Origin of the sequence: Streptomyces thermoalcalitolerans (assembly GCF_039525155.1) — a bacterium.
Classification (GTDB): Bacteria; Actinomycetota; Actinomycetes; order Streptomycetales; family Streptomycetaceae; genus Streptomyces; species Streptomyces thermovulgaris.
This window is the reverse complement of record NZ_BAAAHG010000066.1, coordinates 15,671-31,233: the sequence shown is the minus strand read 5'-3', so window position 1 is coordinate 31,233 and position 15,563 is coordinate 15,671. Positions and strand designations below refer to the sequence as shown.

General features: G+C 70.8%; 16 protein-coding genes and 2 tRNA genes. 10 read left to right on the top strand and 8 right to left on the bottom strand.

From position 1 onward, the window contains the following. Both ABD224_RS26190 and ABD224_RS26185 read right to left on the bottom strand, forming a co-directional pair. Nucleotides 1-2,135: PAS domain-containing protein (locus tag ABD224_RS26190; RefSeq protein ID WP_344054168.1), on the bottom strand; the 2,135-nt coding region annotated here is incomplete at its 3' end. A 194-nt stretch (nucleotides 2,136-2,329) separates the two neighbouring features. Further along, entirely contained in the window at nucleotides 2,330-2,836 is a 507-nt protein-coding gene (locus ABD224_RS26185) for an SSI family serine proteinase inhibitor (RefSeq protein ID WP_344054166.1), read from the bottom strand. Between the two features lie 254 nt (nucleotides 2,837-3,090). Between ABD224_RS26185 and ABD224_RS26180 the strand changes: the two genes are divergently transcribed. From ABD224_RS26180 to ABD224_RS26165, 4 genes are all read left to right on the top strand, one after another. After that, nucleotides 3,091-3,181 (top strand) — tRNA-Ser (locus ABD224_RS26180). Nucleotides 3,182-3,400: 219 nt separating this feature from the next. Then, a tRNA-Arg gene (locus ABD224_RS26175) sits at nucleotides 3,401-3,473 on the top strand. A 329-nt stretch (nucleotides 3,474-3,802) separates the two neighbouring features. Next, a complete protein-coding gene (locus ABD224_RS26170) occupies nucleotides 3,803-4,480 on the top strand; it encodes a histone deacetylase (RefSeq protein WP_344054164.1) in 678 nt (225 codons plus the stop codon). 192 nt (nucleotides 4,481-4,672) lie between these two features. Next, nucleotides 4,673-5,545: a DUF2797 domain-containing protein gene (locus ABD224_RS26165; RefSeq protein ID WP_344054162.1), complete on the top strand. Its 873-nt coding sequence runs from the start codon at nucleotides 4,673-4,675 to the stop codon at nucleotides 5,543-5,545. Here ABD224_RS26165 and ABD224_RS29515 read toward each other — a convergent pair. Continuing rightward, entirely contained in the window at nucleotides 5,542-6,093 is a 552-nt protein-coding gene (locus tag ABD224_RS29515) for a Tn3 family transposase (RefSeq protein WP_425581055.1), read from the bottom strand. The two genes, ABD224_RS26165 and ABD224_RS29515, sit on opposite strands and share 4 nt — an antisense overlap. 127 nt (nucleotides 6,094-6,220) lie before the next feature. Further along, nucleotides 6,221-6,361: a hypothetical protein gene (locus ABD224_RS26160; RefSeq protein ID WP_344054160.1), complete on the bottom strand. Its 141-nt coding sequence runs from the start codon at nucleotides 6,359-6,361 to the stop codon at nucleotides 6,221-6,223. 652 nt (nucleotides 6,362-7,013) lie between these two features. Between ABD224_RS26160 and ABD224_RS26155 the strand changes: the two genes are divergently transcribed. The 5 genes from ABD224_RS26155 (at nucleotide 7,014) to ABD224_RS26135 (ending at nucleotide 10,219) form a co-directional block, all read left to right on the top strand. Continuing rightward, nucleotides 7,014-7,856, top strand: coding sequence for a TNT domain-containing protein (locus ABD224_RS26155; protein WP_344054158.1), 843 nt, complete (start codon nucleotides 7,014-7,016; stop codon nucleotides 7,854-7,856). A gap of 78 nt (nucleotides 7,857-7,934) precedes the next feature. After that, nucleotides 7,935-8,384: a hypothetical protein gene (locus tag ABD224_RS26150; protein ID WP_344054156.1), complete on the top strand. Its 450-nt coding sequence runs from the start codon at nucleotides 7,935-7,937 to the stop codon at nucleotides 8,382-8,384. A gap of 359 nt (nucleotides 8,385-8,743) precedes the next feature. Next, nucleotides 8,744-8,914 (top strand): hypothetical protein, encoded by a 171-nt coding sequence (locus ABD224_RS26145; RefSeq protein ID WP_344054154.1) that lies wholly within the window; start codon nucleotides 8,744-8,746, stop codon nucleotides 8,912-8,914. 44 nt (nucleotides 8,915-8,958) lie between these two features. Next, complete coding sequence (locus tag ABD224_RS26140) at nucleotides 8,959-9,969, top strand: hypothetical protein (RefSeq protein WP_344054152.1); 1,011 nt, start codon at nucleotides 8,959-8,961, stop codon at nucleotides 9,967-9,969. A gap of 13 nt (nucleotides 9,970-9,982) precedes the next feature. Beyond that, nucleotides 9,983-10,219, top strand: coding sequence for a hypothetical protein (locus ABD224_RS26135; protein WP_344054150.1), 237 nt, complete (start codon nucleotides 9,983-9,985; stop codon nucleotides 10,217-10,219). Between the two features lie 115 nt (nucleotides 10,220-10,334). Here the strand turns inward: ABD224_RS26135 and ABD224_RS26130 are convergent, their stop codons facing one another. Together ABD224_RS26130 and ABD224_RS26125 are read right to left on the bottom strand one after the other, a co-directional pair. Next, nucleotides 10,335-11,969 (bottom strand): MDR family MFS transporter, encoded by a 1,635-nt coding sequence (locus ABD224_RS26130; protein WP_486388854.1) that lies wholly within the window; start codon nucleotides 11,967-11,969, stop codon nucleotides 10,335-10,337. A gap of 173 nt (nucleotides 11,970-12,142) precedes the next feature. Then, complete coding sequence (locus tag ABD224_RS26125) at nucleotides 12,143-12,616, bottom strand: MarR family winged helix-turn-helix transcriptional regulator (protein WP_344054146.1); 474 nt, start codon at nucleotides 12,614-12,616, stop codon at nucleotides 12,143-12,145. A 411-nt stretch (nucleotides 12,617-13,027) separates the two neighbouring features. Between ABD224_RS26125 and ABD224_RS26120 the strand changes: the two genes are divergently transcribed. Then, complete coding sequence (locus ABD224_RS26120; RefSeq protein WP_344054144.1) at nucleotides 13,028-13,219, top strand: hypothetical protein; 192 nt, start codon at nucleotides 13,028-13,030, stop codon at nucleotides 13,217-13,219. Nucleotides 13,220-13,319: 100 nt separating this feature from the next. Here ABD224_RS26120 and ABD224_RS26115 read toward each other — a convergent pair whose 3' ends face one another. After that, the gene (locus ABD224_RS26115; protein WP_344054142.1) at nucleotides 13,320-14,255 is read right to left on the bottom strand and encodes an RNA polymerase sigma factor SigF; all 936 of its coding nucleotides are present in this window, start codon (nucleotides 14,253-14,255) and stop codon (nucleotides 13,320-13,322) included. A 247-nt stretch (nucleotides 14,256-14,502) separates the two neighbouring features. Then, nucleotides 14,503-15,354 (bottom strand): RNA polymerase sigma factor SigF, encoded by an 852-nt coding sequence (locus ABD224_RS26110; protein ID WP_079130034.1) that lies wholly within the window; start codon nucleotides 15,352-15,354, stop codon nucleotides 14,503-14,505. Nucleotides 15,355-15,563 lie beyond the last annotated feature (209 nt).

Genomic DNA, 15,563 nt, shown 5'->3' with positions numbered 1-15,563 from the left:
GCCCCGTGCCGGGCCCGCCGGCCGGTGGGTGCGGCCACGCCCTGCGGCGGCACCGTACCGCCCAGCCCCGCACCCGAGGCCGCCGTGCCCGCGGCATGCTCGGCCGCGGTGACCACGGCACCCTCGGACACGGGTGCCGTCTCCTCGGCGGGCCGCCTGCGCCGCCGCCCCGTACCGCTGGGGATCTCCGAGGCCTGGGCCGGGAGCTGCGCGGCCTCCTGGGGCTCCTCGGCCGCGCGCCGCCTGCGCCGCCCGGTCGGAGCGGCCTGGGCACCGGCGGCCTCGTCCGCGCCGTCCCCCAGGAACGCGTCCGTGGAGGCCCGGCGGGCACGCCGCCGTCCGCCGCCCGCACGCTGACCGGGCACGGCGGCCTCCGCGGGGGCGCTCTCCTCCGCGCCGGCCGCCGGGAGCTGATTGCGGGCCTCCATCGGAACGACGCCCGCGCCACTGCCGAGCGGCACCTCCAGGACGTAGGCGCTGCCGCTCATTCCGGGCACCTCGTGCGTCTGCAGCACACCGCCGTGCGCCCGGACGATCCCCCGCACGATCGGCTCGTGCACCGGGTCTCCCCCGGCGTACGGTCCGCGCACCTCGATCCGTACGACCTCGCCGCGCTGCGCCGCCGCCACCACGATGGTGTTGTCCATGTAGCCGCCCGCCGACACGGGCGCGTTGCCGGTCGCGTCGACGCCGGCCACGTCCGCGACGAGGTGGGCGAGCGCGGTCGCCAGGCGCTGCGGGTCGACCTCGGCCTCGATGGGCGGCGCGTGCACGGCGAACTGCACCCGGCCGGGTCCGATCAGCTCGACGGCCCCGTCGACACCGGCGGCGACGACCGCGTCGAGCATGACCTTCGTCCGGGTGAGCTGCTCGCTGCCGTCGTCGAGGCGCTGGTAGCCGAGGACGTTGTCGATGAGGGTGGTGATCCTCGAGTAACCGGCCGCCAGGTAGTGCAGCACCTGGTTGGCCTCGGGCCACAGCTGTCCGGCGTCGTCGGCGGCGAGGGTGGACAGCTCACGGCGCAGTTCCTCCAGGGGCCCGCGCAGGGAGCTGCCGAGCAGGGTGAGCAGCTGTTCGTACCGGGCGGAGAGCGCCTCGTAGCGGTCCTTCTCCCGTTCACCGAGCGCGGCGTACCGCTCCTCGTGCGCGGCGAGCTCCTCCTTGTGCCGCTCCTCGCGCTCGGTGAGCTCCTCCTTGTGCCGCTCGGTGAGCTCCTCGATCTCGGTGACATGCTGCTGGCGCAGGGCGGTGAGCTCGGAGGCGTGCTCCTCGGCCAGCCGCTCCAGCTCCTCCTTGTGCCGCTTCTCCGCGGCGGCCTTCTCCTCGGCGAGCGCGTCGTAGGGGCGCCGGTCGGTGAAGGTCATGACGGCGCCGACGAGCTGGTCGCCGTCGCGCACCGGCGCGGTGGTCAGATCGACGGGCACCTTCTCGCCGGCCTTGGACCACAGCACCTGCCCCCGCACCCGGTGCTTGCGCCCGGAGCGCAGGGTGTCGGCGAGCGGGGACTCCTCGTACGGGAAGGGCGAGCCGTCGGCGCGCGAGTGCAGGACGAGGGTGTGCAGTTCACGCCCGCCGAGTTCGCCGGCCCGGTAGCCGAGTATCTGGGCGGCGGCCGGGTTGACGAGCACGATCCGTCCGTCGGTGTCGGTCCCCACGACACCCTCGGCGGCGGCCCGCAGGATCATCTCGGTCTGCCGCTGCGAACGGGCCAGCTCGGCCTCGGTGTCGATGGTGCCGGACAGGTCGCGGACGACCAGCATCAGCAGCTCGTCGCCGGTGTAGCCGGACGAGTCGTAGGCCTGCTGGCCGCTTTCCAGGTTCGCGCTCGTGACCTCGACGGGGAACTCGGTCCCGTCGGTCCGCCGCGCGATCATCCGGGTCGGCTTGGTGCGCCCGCGCGGGTCGATGTGGTCGGGCCGGCGCATGGAGCCGGGGATCAGCTTGGAGTCGAACTGCGGCAGCAGGTCGAGCAGCCCGCGCCCCACGAGCGCCGTCCCCGGCGCCTCGAACGTCTCCAGGGCGATGGTGTTGGCGTTCACGACGGTGCCGTTGGCGTTGACCAGCACCAAGGCGTCGGGCAGCGCGTCGAGTATGGCAGCGAGGCGAGCAGCGCCTCGGGATGGCCTGCTGCTCACGAGACGCTTCCTCCCTGTCACCGCACCTTGCCGACCGCGTGGCCATCTTGCCAACCGGCCCGCAGCGTGTCACGCGAGGGAGTCTATGCGCAGACGTTGCGCTCGCGACGCCGGATGAGAGGGAGGTCGCACGATGAAGTCGGGGTCGAACTCATGACCGTACGGTTTCGCCGCACACGGTCTTCGCAGGACCTCTACCGCTTCCAGGCGCCTTTCGGGGCGTCGGGGTCGGGCAGGAGCGGCACGAGCCGGTTCCAGCGGCTGATCCGGCATCCGTCGCCGCGGTCGTAGGACGCGTCGACGGGCCGCCCGGCCCAGGTACCGGTGACACGGGCGGTGGCCGGGCCGCCGTACTGCAGGGTGCAGAGGCTGCCCTCCGGCACGGGCTCGAAGACCTCCCGCCCTTCGTGCGTGTTCCGGTCGAGCACGTCGCAGGCACCTCGCGCGTCCGGGTGGCTGCCGCCGGCGGGGTGGCAGGACAGCACGTACGTCCCGTCCCTGCCCTCGCCCGCGTACCGCACGGTGACGACGAGGTGATCGCCGGTCCGGTTCCCGTCCCGCACGGGGGACGGTGCGGCGGGCGAGGCGGCGGCGGGCGGGGCGGACAGCGGCGCCGGCCCGGCCAGGGGAGCGAGGAGACCGAGGAGAAGCGCCGAGGAGACGGCGAAGCGCCGCGGCGGAAGGAAGCAGAGCTGCACCATGCCCGGATCAACGCGGCGCCGCCCGAGAAGTTGCGTTCCTCATGCCGTTCTGCCGGCCCGTGCCCGACGGCCGCACCCGGTGCCGCACCCGGTGCCGCGCCCGACACCGCGCCCGACACTACGACTGTCGCCACGACAAGGGCTTTGCCCTGGGCCCCGCCTGCCTAGTACCGTGGGGGGCGATTGGTGGCACCCCACGTGACTGTGCCATCATCTGCACACACCCTTCGCGCGCCTGCGTGAGCGGTGGTGCTGGAGGCGTCGCCTAGTCCGGTCTATGGCGCCGCACTGCTAATGCGGTTTGGGCCTTAAAGCCCATCGAGGGTTCAAATCCCTCCGCCTCCGCTTGCGATCATCGAAGCCCCGGCCGGTTCCGGCCGGGGCTTCGGCCATTCGGGGGCTGCCTCATGGCGATCCGAGGTTCTGCCTCATCCGGGCCTTGTTTACGCAGGTCGTAGGGGCCGGGGGGAATGGATTTCACATGACGGCGGGAGTCATGTAAAGTTCTTCCTGTCGCCGCGAGCGGCCCGGAGGGCCGGGAGCGGAGGCAGCACAACAGAACAAGCACTCGTAGCTTAACGGATAGAGCATCTGACTACGGATCAGAAGGTTGCAGGTTCGAATCCTGCCGAGTGCGCACAGATCAGAGGCCCTGGAGCGATCCGGGGCCTCTGGCGTTGCGGGGCGTCGGTGTCGTTTGTGCGGGGCCGCTCGGGCGGTTGTCCCACCGCCCCGCCGTCCGCGTCGCCCCGGCCGCCGTCGACAGAGCAGCGGCACACCCCGGCCGTGGACGCGGTTGTGCGTGATCACGGCTTTGCGGAGGGTGGAGGTGGGCCTTCTCGCCCTGGCTGCCGGTGGTGAGGGCCCGGGCGGCGACCCTTGGTCGCCAAGATGCCGAAGACGGCGTCGTACGACGTTCCACGGACCGAGCACGTTCTTGAGCACGTTCTTTGGGAGTCGGCAGGCGTGAGCGCCCTGGACACCATCGACCCGGCGTTGCCGGCCGATCCACGCCCGGAGTGGGTGTGGTACACGTCCTACGGCTCGAACACGGATCGTGACCGGCTCGCCTTCTACATCCGGGGCGGCCGGCCGCCGGGAGCCGCCCGGGCGTATCCGGGGTGCCGCGACCCCCGGATGCCCGCGCGGTCCGTCCCGGTCGAGCTCACCGGCGCCCTGTACTTCGCCACCGAGTCGCCGGTGTGGGGAGGCGGCAGGGCCTTCTACGAGCCGCGGGCCGACGGGCGGGTCCTGGCGCGGGCCCATCTGGTGTCGGCCGAGCAGTTCTCCGACATCGCCGCTCAGGAGATGTACCGCGAGCCCGGCGCACGTCTCGACCTGACCGACGCGCTCACGCACGGCCGGGCCGTGCTGGGCCCGGGACGGTACGAGACCCTTGTCTGCGCCGGCCGGATGGACGGCTTGCCCGTGCTCACCTTCACTGCCCCGTGGGGCATGAACGACGTGCGGTGGAACCCGCCGTCGGCCGCCTACGTCCGCTTTCTGGCCGGCGGACTGCTGTCGGCCGGCGCCTGGGACGCGGACGCGATCGCCTCGTACGTGGCGGCCTGCCCCGGCGCGGCCGGCCACTGGTCCGAGCAGGCCGTCGCGGACCTGCTGCGCACAGGGCCCCGCGAGAGGTGAGAGCGCACATCGGCACCCCGGCGGCGGCCGGTGACATCAGCGGCTGACGTCGGCAGTGACGTACGGAGGCCTCGGCGTCCGGGGACGTGCGGCGACCGAGCCGCGTTCCGGACCGTGTTGCCTCACGGGGCCAGGGGCCCGGGCACTGTCATGCGCGGGCGGTGTCAGAGGTGGCCCGTACGCTCGGACGTGATGGCGCGGGTGTGGAAGTGCTCGGGGCTGCGGTGGTCGGGGGACGGTCCCGTGCTGGTGTGGGACGATGGGCGGCCGAGTGCGCTGCACCGGGGGAAAAGGGTGGCCTTCGAGGTCGCGGAAGGGGGACGGCGGACATGCGTGGGAGCACGGGGGCACGCGTGTCCGGCCCGGGCGGTCGTGCCGGGGCGGAGCACCGGGGCGCGGTGCGAGGAGTGCGCACGGCTGGAGCGGGCACACTCCGTGGCCGCGGACAGGATCGCGGACGACCCGCGGCCGTACCACGTCTATCTGGCGTGGTTCGGGCCCGGCATGGTCAAGGTCGGGATCACGGCCGTCGCGCGGGGATCGGCGCGGCTGCTTGAGCAGGGTGCCGTCTGTTTCAGCCGGCTCGGGACGGGGCCGCTCATGGCCGCGCGTCGCACCGAGGAGCTGCTGCGCGCCGCGCTCGGGGTCCCCGACCGGATCCCGTACGCCGAGAAGCGGGCCGTACGGTCCGCCCTGCCGGCCACCGCGGCGGAGCGGGCCGCCGAGATCGAGGAGCTGCACCGGCGGGCGACCGCGCTCGGCGGCTGGCCGGAGTCGCTGGAGCGGGAACCGTTCCGGCCCGTCGATCACGCCGGGGTGTTCGGGCTGGCCGGCCTGCCGCCCGCCGTGGGCGAGGTGGGCGAGCTCGTCGCGGGCGGGGTGGTGAGCGGTGAGCTGGTCGCCGTCGCCGGGCCCGATCTGCACCTGATGACGGACGGTGCGGTCGTCGTGCTCGACACACGGCTGATGACCGGCTGGGAGCTTCGGCCCGCGAGGAGGACGGGGTGCACCGTGCCGGTGCGGGAGTTCCGGGGGCCGACGGGGGTGCAGGGCGGGTTGTTCTAGGGAGCGGGTGAGCGACGACCCGACGCTCGGCTTACTGAAGGCGGACGTGGTGCGGTTCTGCGCTGGTCTGGATGAGCCGGCCCCGGCGATCGGGCTGCGGCTGGTCGTCCAGTTGCGTGCGGCGCTGGGCGAGGTGACGGATGCGGCCTTGGAGAGGGGATGGCCTCGGCGAGGGCGGAGGGCTGGGGCAGATCGGCAGCCAGGTGGGCTTGTCGTACGAGAAGGTCCGCCGCCGGCTCGCCCAGCGTACGGGCAAGGACGAGCCGGCGGGGATGCCCTCTGGACCGTGGTGAAGGCCGTTCGGGGCTCGGCGGTCGGGGTGGGCTTGCCGCCGGGGCCAGGATGCGCAGGGCTTCGGAGGCTTTGATGGTCCCGGAGTACAGGGAGCCGGCGAGGCGGAGCAACTCGTCCCAGTAGATGGCGATTTGCTTGAAGTTGATCTTGTCACAGGTGACGGGGCTGAGCGGGCCACAGTCGGCGTCCAGGCCGGTGCGGTGGAGGGCGGCGCTGCCGGCGTCGGCCAGGCGGGGTGAGAACTGGCGGCCCATGAGGTGGAAGAGGCCGAAGACGATCTCACCGGCGCCGTGGGTGTCGGAGGTGATCTTGCCGCGCTTGTCCTGCGGGGGCAGGTCCTCCACGTTCAAACACAGCACCTCATCGGCCCGAGCCGTGGGCTCATGCAGCATCTTCCAGAAGGTCTTCTCCCGTCTTCTCCCGCAGTGCGGCGTCGAGCCGCCACGGCGTGGCGATCTGGTTCTCGGCGGGGCCTTGGTGCGGTCCGGTGGGGTCGGTCGGCGCCGGGACACCGATGAACATCCATCCCCGCGTCGTCAGCGAGATCCGGTGGGTTCGCGCGGAGGATTTCGCGATCCCTGCTCCGGTGGGATACCGCTCGACCGCTGCGGTGTACGTGGCCGGAGAGGCGGACAAGGGCACCACCCGGGCATGTGGCACCCTGAGTGCGCCCCGCCTTCGAGTTCGGTCGCTGGTTCGATCGTCACGCCCGCCCTGCCCTTCCGGTACTGCCGCAGTGCATCCGGTATTTGATGCGACAGCAGCTTGACGGACCGTCAGGTGGCAGAAGTCCGGCAACCCATCTCTGAGCGAAGCATCGCCACCGCCACCGATCGCTCTGGTGGCCCTCACCCGTGATCCGGGTCGGGACATCACGAGCTCTGCTCACGCCGCGTCAAAGCCTTTGACGGCTGCACCGGTTCTCTGTTCCGTTTCCACTGGGCCCGGGAACCGGGATAGGACCACGCGCGGACCGCCGCTTTGACGGGACGTTTCGGCGTGGACCCGTTCGGCCGCAGGCCCGGCGTGTCTGCTCACCCCCGCCCGACCCTGCGGTTTAGTGATCTCGACGTTCTGTCTGCATCCGGATGTTTCGGGATGTGTCCAGCAAGAGGAGCCGGGCGCAGATCACATGGGAGGTTCGTTGAGATCGTCAGCAAGATGTGCCGGCTTCGTGGCCGCGATCGGTCTGGCCGGTTCTCTGGTCATGGGCGCGTCCGTCTCCTCGGCCACGCCCGTGGCCGAGGGCGGTGGCCAGGCGAGCACCCACGGTCATGACCGGTCGCACCCGTCTGCGCTCCGGCAGGCGGGACCGCTCGGACGACCGGGGGACGGACACGACGACCCCGAGACGTCGCGTGTGTGCAAGGGACTGGTGCCGTATCCCATCCCGGCGGCCTACCGCCCGTTCTACTTCTGCGGTGACTGGAGGCTCGGCCCCAAGCGGTTGCCGCAGCGCGGGCTGGTGGCGGACATCCTCAGGGACTACCACCGGCTCGGGAACCTCACCGCCGTGCAGTTCCTGAACACGTGGTGGGACCCCGCTGAGGACGCGGGTCAGGGCAACTGGAAATATCCGCCCTTCGACGGCTTCGCGCTCAACAGCAACCAGCAACCGATCGCGGCGCCGCTGGTGCTCCACGCGGGACAACTGGTCGACAGGTTCGGCAACGAGAACGGCCGGTTCCTCGCTCCCGCGGGCACGAAGTTCGGGCAGCGGTCGATCCCGCCGTCCAACCTCAACACCGAGGATCCGCGCTACCCCTACAACTACCACCTGTACAGGGTGACGAGGGATGTCACCGTGTGCGCGGGACCGGCCGCCGCGGCGTTCGAGCAGCCGGGCGGGGGCATTCAGTACGCCACGTCGTCGACTGCCGCGTGTCCGACCCTCCCCTTCGCCAACGTGAGCGCACTCGTCGCCAACGGCACCCTTGTGCGGGTGAAGGTCCCGTACACGGAGAGCAAGCCGATGAAGCAGAAGCCGCCGGCCGGGGTGCGGGCCGCATCCCGGTGACGGTGCGGAGCAGGGCCCGGCATGCGGTGCCTCACCTGGCGCCGGGCCCTGTACGCCCCTGGGTGGAAGACTGGCTTCATGGACCGCTTCCAGCTCTGCCGGGCCCTGCGGGCAGCCGGAGTTCCGGAGACGTACTACGAGATCCCCGGCTGCCCGCACGAGCAGCGCCCCGGCACGGATCGCTACTTCCTCGAAGAGCACGGCGGCCAGTGGCTCGTGGGGATCCACGAGCGCGGCACCCGCGAGGTGCTGGAGCGGTTCCCGGCCGAGGACCAGGCGTGCCGGTGGCTTCACGAACGCCTGACCGCCGAGGGACCGCCGCCCGTCCCGGCCACGCCCGCGGAAATCGACGCCCTGCTGCACGACAGCGACGGCATCCAGCGGCGTGCCCGCGAGGAGTTCGAGCGCGCCCTCGCCGAGGCCCGCGACCGGGCCGGCGGGAACTTTGCCGCCGGCCACGGCCGCACGGAGCCGCCGCCAGGGGCAGCCGGACAGCGTGCCGACGGGCCGGCCGAGTCCGCCGGCTGACGGACTCTTTCGAGCAGCCCTGGCCCATCGGCGGCAACCTTTCACGGAGAAGCCCCTCGCTTACCGCTCCGCAGGTCTTCCACTGGTGTCAGCCGCGGTTCCGACGGCAACGCCGCCCCCCAGCGTTCGTGCGACGCGCCCGGTGTCACCCGGACACCTCCGCCATCGTGCCGCCGGGGTGATTTCCGGGTCTCCTGGGCACCCTTCCCGGAACAGGGTGGAAACCGTTTGTGCCGGTGGGCCGCCGTCGACGGCAAGCCATGTGCGCGGCAGACGCCCCCGCACTTCCTTCCCCTGCCCCGGAGAGCACTTCCTTCCCCTGCCCCGGAGAGGCCATGAGATTGTTCAGGCGTGGGCGTGTGCCCGGCGCAGTGCTCTTCCTGGCGGTGTTCGGCCTGCTCACCGCAGCCGTACCCGCCGCCCCGGCCGTCGCCGTCCCCAATCCGCCTCTCAGGCCCATGACAGCCGCCAACCCCGACGCCTTCTCCCTCGGTGGGAAGGCGACCGGCGCACGCAGGCCCGCGCTCTGAGGGCGGCCGTGAACCCGGGCGGCAACAGGATCATGGTGGGGTCCATGCTGGACGCGGCCAACCGCCAGGCTCACACACAGAACCAGACCGCCTGCCGCAACAACGCCATGACCCAGAACGGCGCTCTGATCGGGGCGCACGCGGTCGCCTACTACTGCCTGGACCAGGCGGACACCGTGAACACGCGTTGGACCCCGCAGGGGATCAGCGGAACCGAGGACGCCCAGCCGGGAGCCGGCACGGTCGACGGGCACAGGGCCATCGTCTTCTCCTGGCACTCGGGCAGCGTGGGATCCCAGGGGACGGGAACCCGGCTGAGCTTCCTGGACCGCGCCACGAACAGGTACATCCATGTACTGCTCGTGCGGCCGAACAGCACCGGGACCGACTACAGCGACGTGAGCACCCACGCGGGCGGCATCGTCTGGTACCGGCACTACATCTTCGTCACGGGTCCCACCAGCGGCGTGCGCGTCTTCGACACCAACTACCTCCTGCGGCTGGCGAACAACCCCAGGGGGAACATCAGCCCCACCTGCCCGACCGGGCTTCACAACGGCAGATACTGCGGGCGCGGCTACCACTACCTGCTGCCCGAAATCGGCCGGTGGAACAACCAGAGGGCCGGCACGCGCTACGACTCCATGTCGCTCGAGCGCGCCCCCGGACGCAACCCGGTGTTCCTGACCAGCGAGTACCGCACGAACAGCGTCGGCCGGGTGGCCCGCTGGACGAGCGCCGCCATGACCCGCTTCCGGGCACCATCCGTCCGTACGCGGCGTGGCACCAGCCCGTCATCAACGTCCAGGGCGCCTTCTCCCGCGGCTGCTACTACTTCAACTCGAGCGGAACCAACAACAACCGCGACCTGGTCTGGGCCAACACGACGGGCAACAGAACACCGAGATCGCAGCGCGGCGGCCGCGGGCTCCAAGACCTCCACTGGCTCCGTTCGGCCAACCAACTGTGGACCCTCACCGAGCGCCCGGGCGCCCACAACCGATTCATCTACGGGGTGCACAGGCCGGCATGTCCGTAGACCTGTTCCGAATTGATCTCATTGATCTCGTGGCAGGTCGAGGTGGGGTGACGGACACGGCGCGGGAACGCATGAAGCCCCTGCTGCCCGGGCTGGACGGCCTCGCCGACCGGCTTCTGCCCGGCTCGGACTTCCCCGGCACCCCCTGTCGTTGCGTCGACCGGCTGTACGCCCCGGAACGACCGGGCCCCGGCGACGGCCGGCCGCGAGCCGATGATCCACGCCCGGCGCGGGCCGGCTGTCCGATCAAGCCCGCCGTGTCCTGAGAGGGGCCTGCGAGTGTCTTGAAGGCGTCTTGGGAGCGGTGCGGGCGGAAACCGTGCACCGGGGCCCGGCCGCGGCTGTGTGCCTCGGCCGGGCCCCGGTGGAGGCGGCAACCGCTCAGCCGGACACCCGCTTCTCGCCGGCACCGGACGTCTTCGCGGCGGCGCCCGCGGCCTCGGGGGACCGGTCCTCGGCGGGAGCCGGGTCCGCCGGTGCGGTCTTCTCCTCGGCGGCGGCCTGCGCCGGCGCGCCGTCGGTCCGCAGCGGGACCTCCTTGATGAACAGTGAGATCAGGAGGGCGATCACGGCCACCGCGGCGGAGATCAAGAAGATGTCGGCGATGCCGTGCCCGTAGGCGCTCTCCATGACCGTGCGCAGCGGCCCCGGCAGCGCGTCCATGTCCGGGATGCTGTTGTTCGCCGAGCCGGAGCCGGCCAGGGCGGCCGCGTACTGCGGGGGCAGGCCGGCCACACCGTCCTTGACGTAGCCGGTGATCCGGTTGGCCATCACCGCACCCAGTGCGGAGACGCCGACCGCACCGCCGAGGGAGCGGAAGAAGGTGACCGTGGAGCTGGCCGCGCCGAGGTCGGTCGGCGCCACCTGGTTCTGGGTGCACAGCACCAGGTTCTGCATCATCATGCCGACCCCGAGGCCCAGCAGCGCCATGAAGACGGCCGTCTTCCAGTAGGGCGTGTCGTACCGGATGGTGCCGAGCAGGCCCAGCCCCGCCGTGACCAGCACACCACCGGCGACCAGCCAGCTCTTCCAGCGTCCGGTGCGGGTGATGAGCAGACCGGAGACGGTGGAGGAGACGAACAGACCACCGATCATCGGGATGGTCAGGATGCCCGACATGGTCGGGGACTCGTCACGGGCCAGCTGGAAGTACTGGCTGAAGAAGACGGTGCCGCTGAACATGGCGATTCCCACGAACAGCGAGGCGAGCGACGCCAGCGTGATGGTGCGGTTGCGGAACAGCCGCAGCGGGATGATCGGCTCGCTCGCCCTGGCCTCGACGAGCACGAACAGCACACCGAGGACGAGTGAGCCGGCGACCATCGTGTACGTCTGCCACGACAGCCAGGCGTACTTGTCACCGGCGAAGGTGACCCAGATCAGCAGCAGCGACACCGCGGCGGAGATCAGGAACGCACCGGCCCAGTCGATCTTCACCTCCCGCCTGGTCACGGGCAGGTCCAGGGTCTTCTGCAGGACGATCAGCGCGATCGCCGCGAAGGGCACGCCGACGTAGAAGCACCAGCGCCAGCCGAGCCAGGGGGTGTCGGTGATGACACCGCCGAGCAGCGGGCCCCCGACGGTGGCCACGGCGAAGGTGGCGCCGAGGTAGCCGGAGTACCGGCCGCGTTCCCGCGGGGAGATCATCGCGGCCATGATGATCTGGGCGAGGGCGGCCAGACCGCCGCTGCCGATGCCCTGTCCCACACGGCAGGCGATCAGCATGCCCGGGCTGTGCGCCAGACCCGCGCAGGCCGACGCCAGGACGAAGATGACGAGTGCCGTCTGGACGAGCACCTTCTTGCTGTAGAGGTCGGCGAGCTTGCCCCACAGGGGAGTGGCCGCGGTCATCGACAGCAGGGCGGCGGTGACCACCCAGGTGTAGGCGGACTGGCCGCCCCCCAGGTCGCCGATGATCTCCGGCAGCGCGTTGGAGATGATCGTGGACGACAGGATCGCCACGAACATGCCGAGCATCAGCCCGGAGAGCGCCTCCATGATCCGCCGGTGTGTCATCGGAGTACCGCCGGAGGAACCTCCCCCGTGTTCGGCGTGAGCCCGCACACCGGCCGGTGTGGTCGTTGCCATGAGCTTCCTTGATGTCTCGATGTCTCGCGTGCTTGCGGGTGTACGGGTGGTCCTGGCGACTGCGACGGCGATCCGGCGTCGACCGGGGGCTCAGGGGCCGGCTAGGCCCCGGGCTTCAGGGGAGCGGGGTGCCGGTCGGGAGCGGTCCGGCATTCGCCGAAGTCGGCGTGCAGGCGTTTCAGCAGCCGGATGAGCCGGCCGATCTCGTCGTCGCTCCAGTCGCCCAGCCGCTCGGCGAGCAGGCGGGTGGCCCGCCGGTACAGCTCGTCGAGCAGATTCGTTCCGGCAGGCGTCAGGCGCAGGATGCGCGAACGCTTGTCCGCCGGGTCGGGGAGCCGTTCGATCCAGCCGTGCGCGGCGAGATGCGCGACATGCCGGCTGATCACGGACATGTCCAGGGAGAGCAGCTCGGCGAGCCCGCTCATGCGCATGTCCCCACGGCGGCCGAGCAGGCTGAGCACGCCGGCCGCGCCGGCCGGGCAGTCCGGGGGCAGTATCCGCCGCAGGTCCCGTTTCACGGCGCCGATGGCGCCGAGCTGGCGCACCAGCTCCTCGAACTGCGCTTGCCCGGCCAAGGCACCTCCCCTATTCGTTGCTTCGGGCAACGATATGACTGGTTGGTTGCTGAAGGCAAGTAAATGGAGGGCCGGCGGCGTAAAGGCTTGACAAAGGCACGTATCGGCGGATGTAAACCCGCAGGTGAAGGGCCGGCTCCTCTGACGGCACCCCTGCGCCACGAGTCCGGGAGGCCGGGAGCGGGCGGTCCAGGGCCGAAGGGGGCCTGGAAGGGAGTCTGAAAGGGGCCTGGAAGGGCGCTGGAAGGGGGCCTGGAGGAGCGGCCCCCGGCGGCCCGGACCCCCTTCCGGTACGTCCTTTCGGCGTGCTCTTTCGATACGCCCTTTTGGCGCGTCTTCGAGGCGTCCCGGGCACGCTGGACAACCCCCCATGTGGGCGAGTGCCCGGCGTCTTCGCTAGGGTCTCGGGCCATGGCTAACACCCAGGGCCCTCAGGGCAACTACGACCCCGCCGGCAGCACCCAGATGTTCCGCGCGTTCGTCGACGAGGCTTCCCCGAGCGGGCCGCAGCAGGCCTCCTCAGGCCCGCGCGTCGGCCTGATCGTCGGTGTCGTCGTCGCCGTGGTGATCGTCGTGGGCGTCGCCTGGCTCGCCTTCAAGTGAGGCGCGATCAGGAGCATGAGAAAACAGCCACCATGGCAGCGCGCCATGGTGGCTGACACCCTGTCGGCGGGGACGACGGGGAAGGGACGACCCGAACGGGTCAGTCCGAGATGAGCCCTTCCCGCAGCTGTGCGAGAGTTCGCGTCAGCAGCCGGGAGACGTGCATCTGCGAGATGCCGACCTCTTCGCCGATCTGCGACTGGGTCATGTTGGCGAAGAAGCGCAGCATGATGATCCGCCGCTCACGGGGCGGCAGTTTGGCCAGCAGGGGCTTGAGCGACTCGCGGTACTCCACGCCCTCCAGCGCCGCGTCCTCGTAGCCGAGACGGTCCGCCAGGGAGCCCTCGCCGCCGTCGTCCTCGGGGGCCGGGGAGTCCAGCGAGGAGGCGGTGTAGGCGTTGCCCACCGCGAGGCCGTCGACCACGTCCTCCTCCGACACGCCGAGAACGGCGGCCAGTTCGGAGACCGTCGGGGAGCGGTCGAGCTTCTGGGAGAGCTCGTCGGACGCCTTCGTCAGCGCCAGGCGCAGCTCCTGCAGGCGCCTGGGCACCCGCACCGACCACGACGTGTCGCGGAAGAAGCGCTTGATCTCGCCCACGACCGTCGGCATCGCGAAGGTCGGGAACTCCACGCCCCGGTCCGGGTCGAACCGGTCGATCGCCTTGATCAGGCCGATGGTGCCGACCTGGACGATGTCCTCCATCGGCTCGTTGCGGGAGCGGAAGCGGGACGCCGCGTAGCGGACCAGGGGGAGGTTGAGCTCGATCAGGGTGTCCCGGACATAGCCACGTTCGGGGCTGTCCTCGTCGAGTGCGGCGAGCCGCAGGAACAGGGAGCGGGACAGGGTGCGGGTGTCGATGGTCTCCGAGGTCTCCGACTCCGGCGAGGCCGGGGCGGGCGTGGCCGGAAGGGCCGTGGCGGGAACGGCCTCCAGGGCCGCCACATCGTCGAGGGCGTCGAGCGGCTCGAGCGCCGGGGAGGGCGTCTCGCTCTTCACGAGCGTCAGCACCTTGGAGCTGCCCTGTTCTGCGGACATGCCACCCCCTTTGGGTCGCGGGACGGTCGCGGCCGCGCCCTCCGAAGAGAAGAACGCAGTCCTCACGTGAGATACCGGAGCCGAAGCCACGGCAAACGCGCTTCCCGCAGAATGTCACATGTCGGCAACGCGCTGTAGGGACTTGTCGACATCCACGATGTGAATCAGCCCTGGAAGGAAGGGGCCTGACGTACTTTCAGCCCTGAGGTGTCGGGAACCTCCCCAGTGGGCGATTCGCCCGTACTGGTTACACTTCGATCCTGTTTGCGGATCGCAGCCGCTGGAAGCTACGCGCGAGTAGCCGGGAGACGTGCATCTGGGAGACGCCGAGCTCCGCGCTGATCTGCGACTGGGTGAGATTGCTGTAGTAACGCAGCAGCAGGATCCTCTGCTCCCGTTCGGGCAGTTGGACCAGGAGATGGCGGACCAGGTCGCGGTGCTCGACGCCGTCGAGGGCCGGGTCCTCGTAGCCGAGCCGGTCCAGCAGCCCGGGCATCCCGTCGCCCTCCTGGGCGGCCTCCAGGGAGGTCGCGTGGTACGAGCGTCCCGCCTCGATGCAGGAGAGCACCTCCTCCTCGGTGATGCGCAGCCGCTCGGCGATCTCGGCGGTCGTGGGGGAGCGGCCGAAGGCGGTCGTCAGGTCCTCGGTGGCGCTGTTGACCTGCACCCACAGCTCGTGCAGCCGGCGCGGGACGTGGACGGTGCGGACGTTGTCGCGGAAGTAGCGCTTGATCTCGCCGACGACCGTCGGCATCGCGAAGGTCGGGAACTGCACGCCCCGGTCCGGGTCGAACCGGTCGATGGCGTTGATGAGCCCGATGGTGCCGACCTGGACGACGTCCTCCATCGGCTCGTTGCGGGAGCGGAAGCGGGCGGCCGCGTAGCGTACGAGCGGGAGGTTCGCCTCGATGAGCGCCCCACGCACGCGGGCGTGCTCCGGTGAGCCCGGTTCGAGCTCCTTCAACTGGGTGAAGAGCACCTGGGTGAGGGCCCGGGTGTCGGCGCCGCGCCGCTTCTCCCGGGGCGAGGAGGTGGCAGGGGCGGCCGTCTGGGCGGAAGCTCCCTTCGGGGGCGGCGCAGTCCTGGCCGACACGGTCAACGCCACCTCTTCGTCGATCAACTCTCATCCAGCAAAAGCGGTCATAGCATCACAAGACAGCTGCATGGGGTTCAAGCACCTCATAATCCCGTGTTGGGGGGTTCACCAGGTCATAAGGCGCAAAGCAAGACGTAAGGCAAGAGACAAAGAGGTCCCGCATCGCTCCGATGCGGGACCGAGCGCGTGACTCCATGGCAGTACGGCCCGGG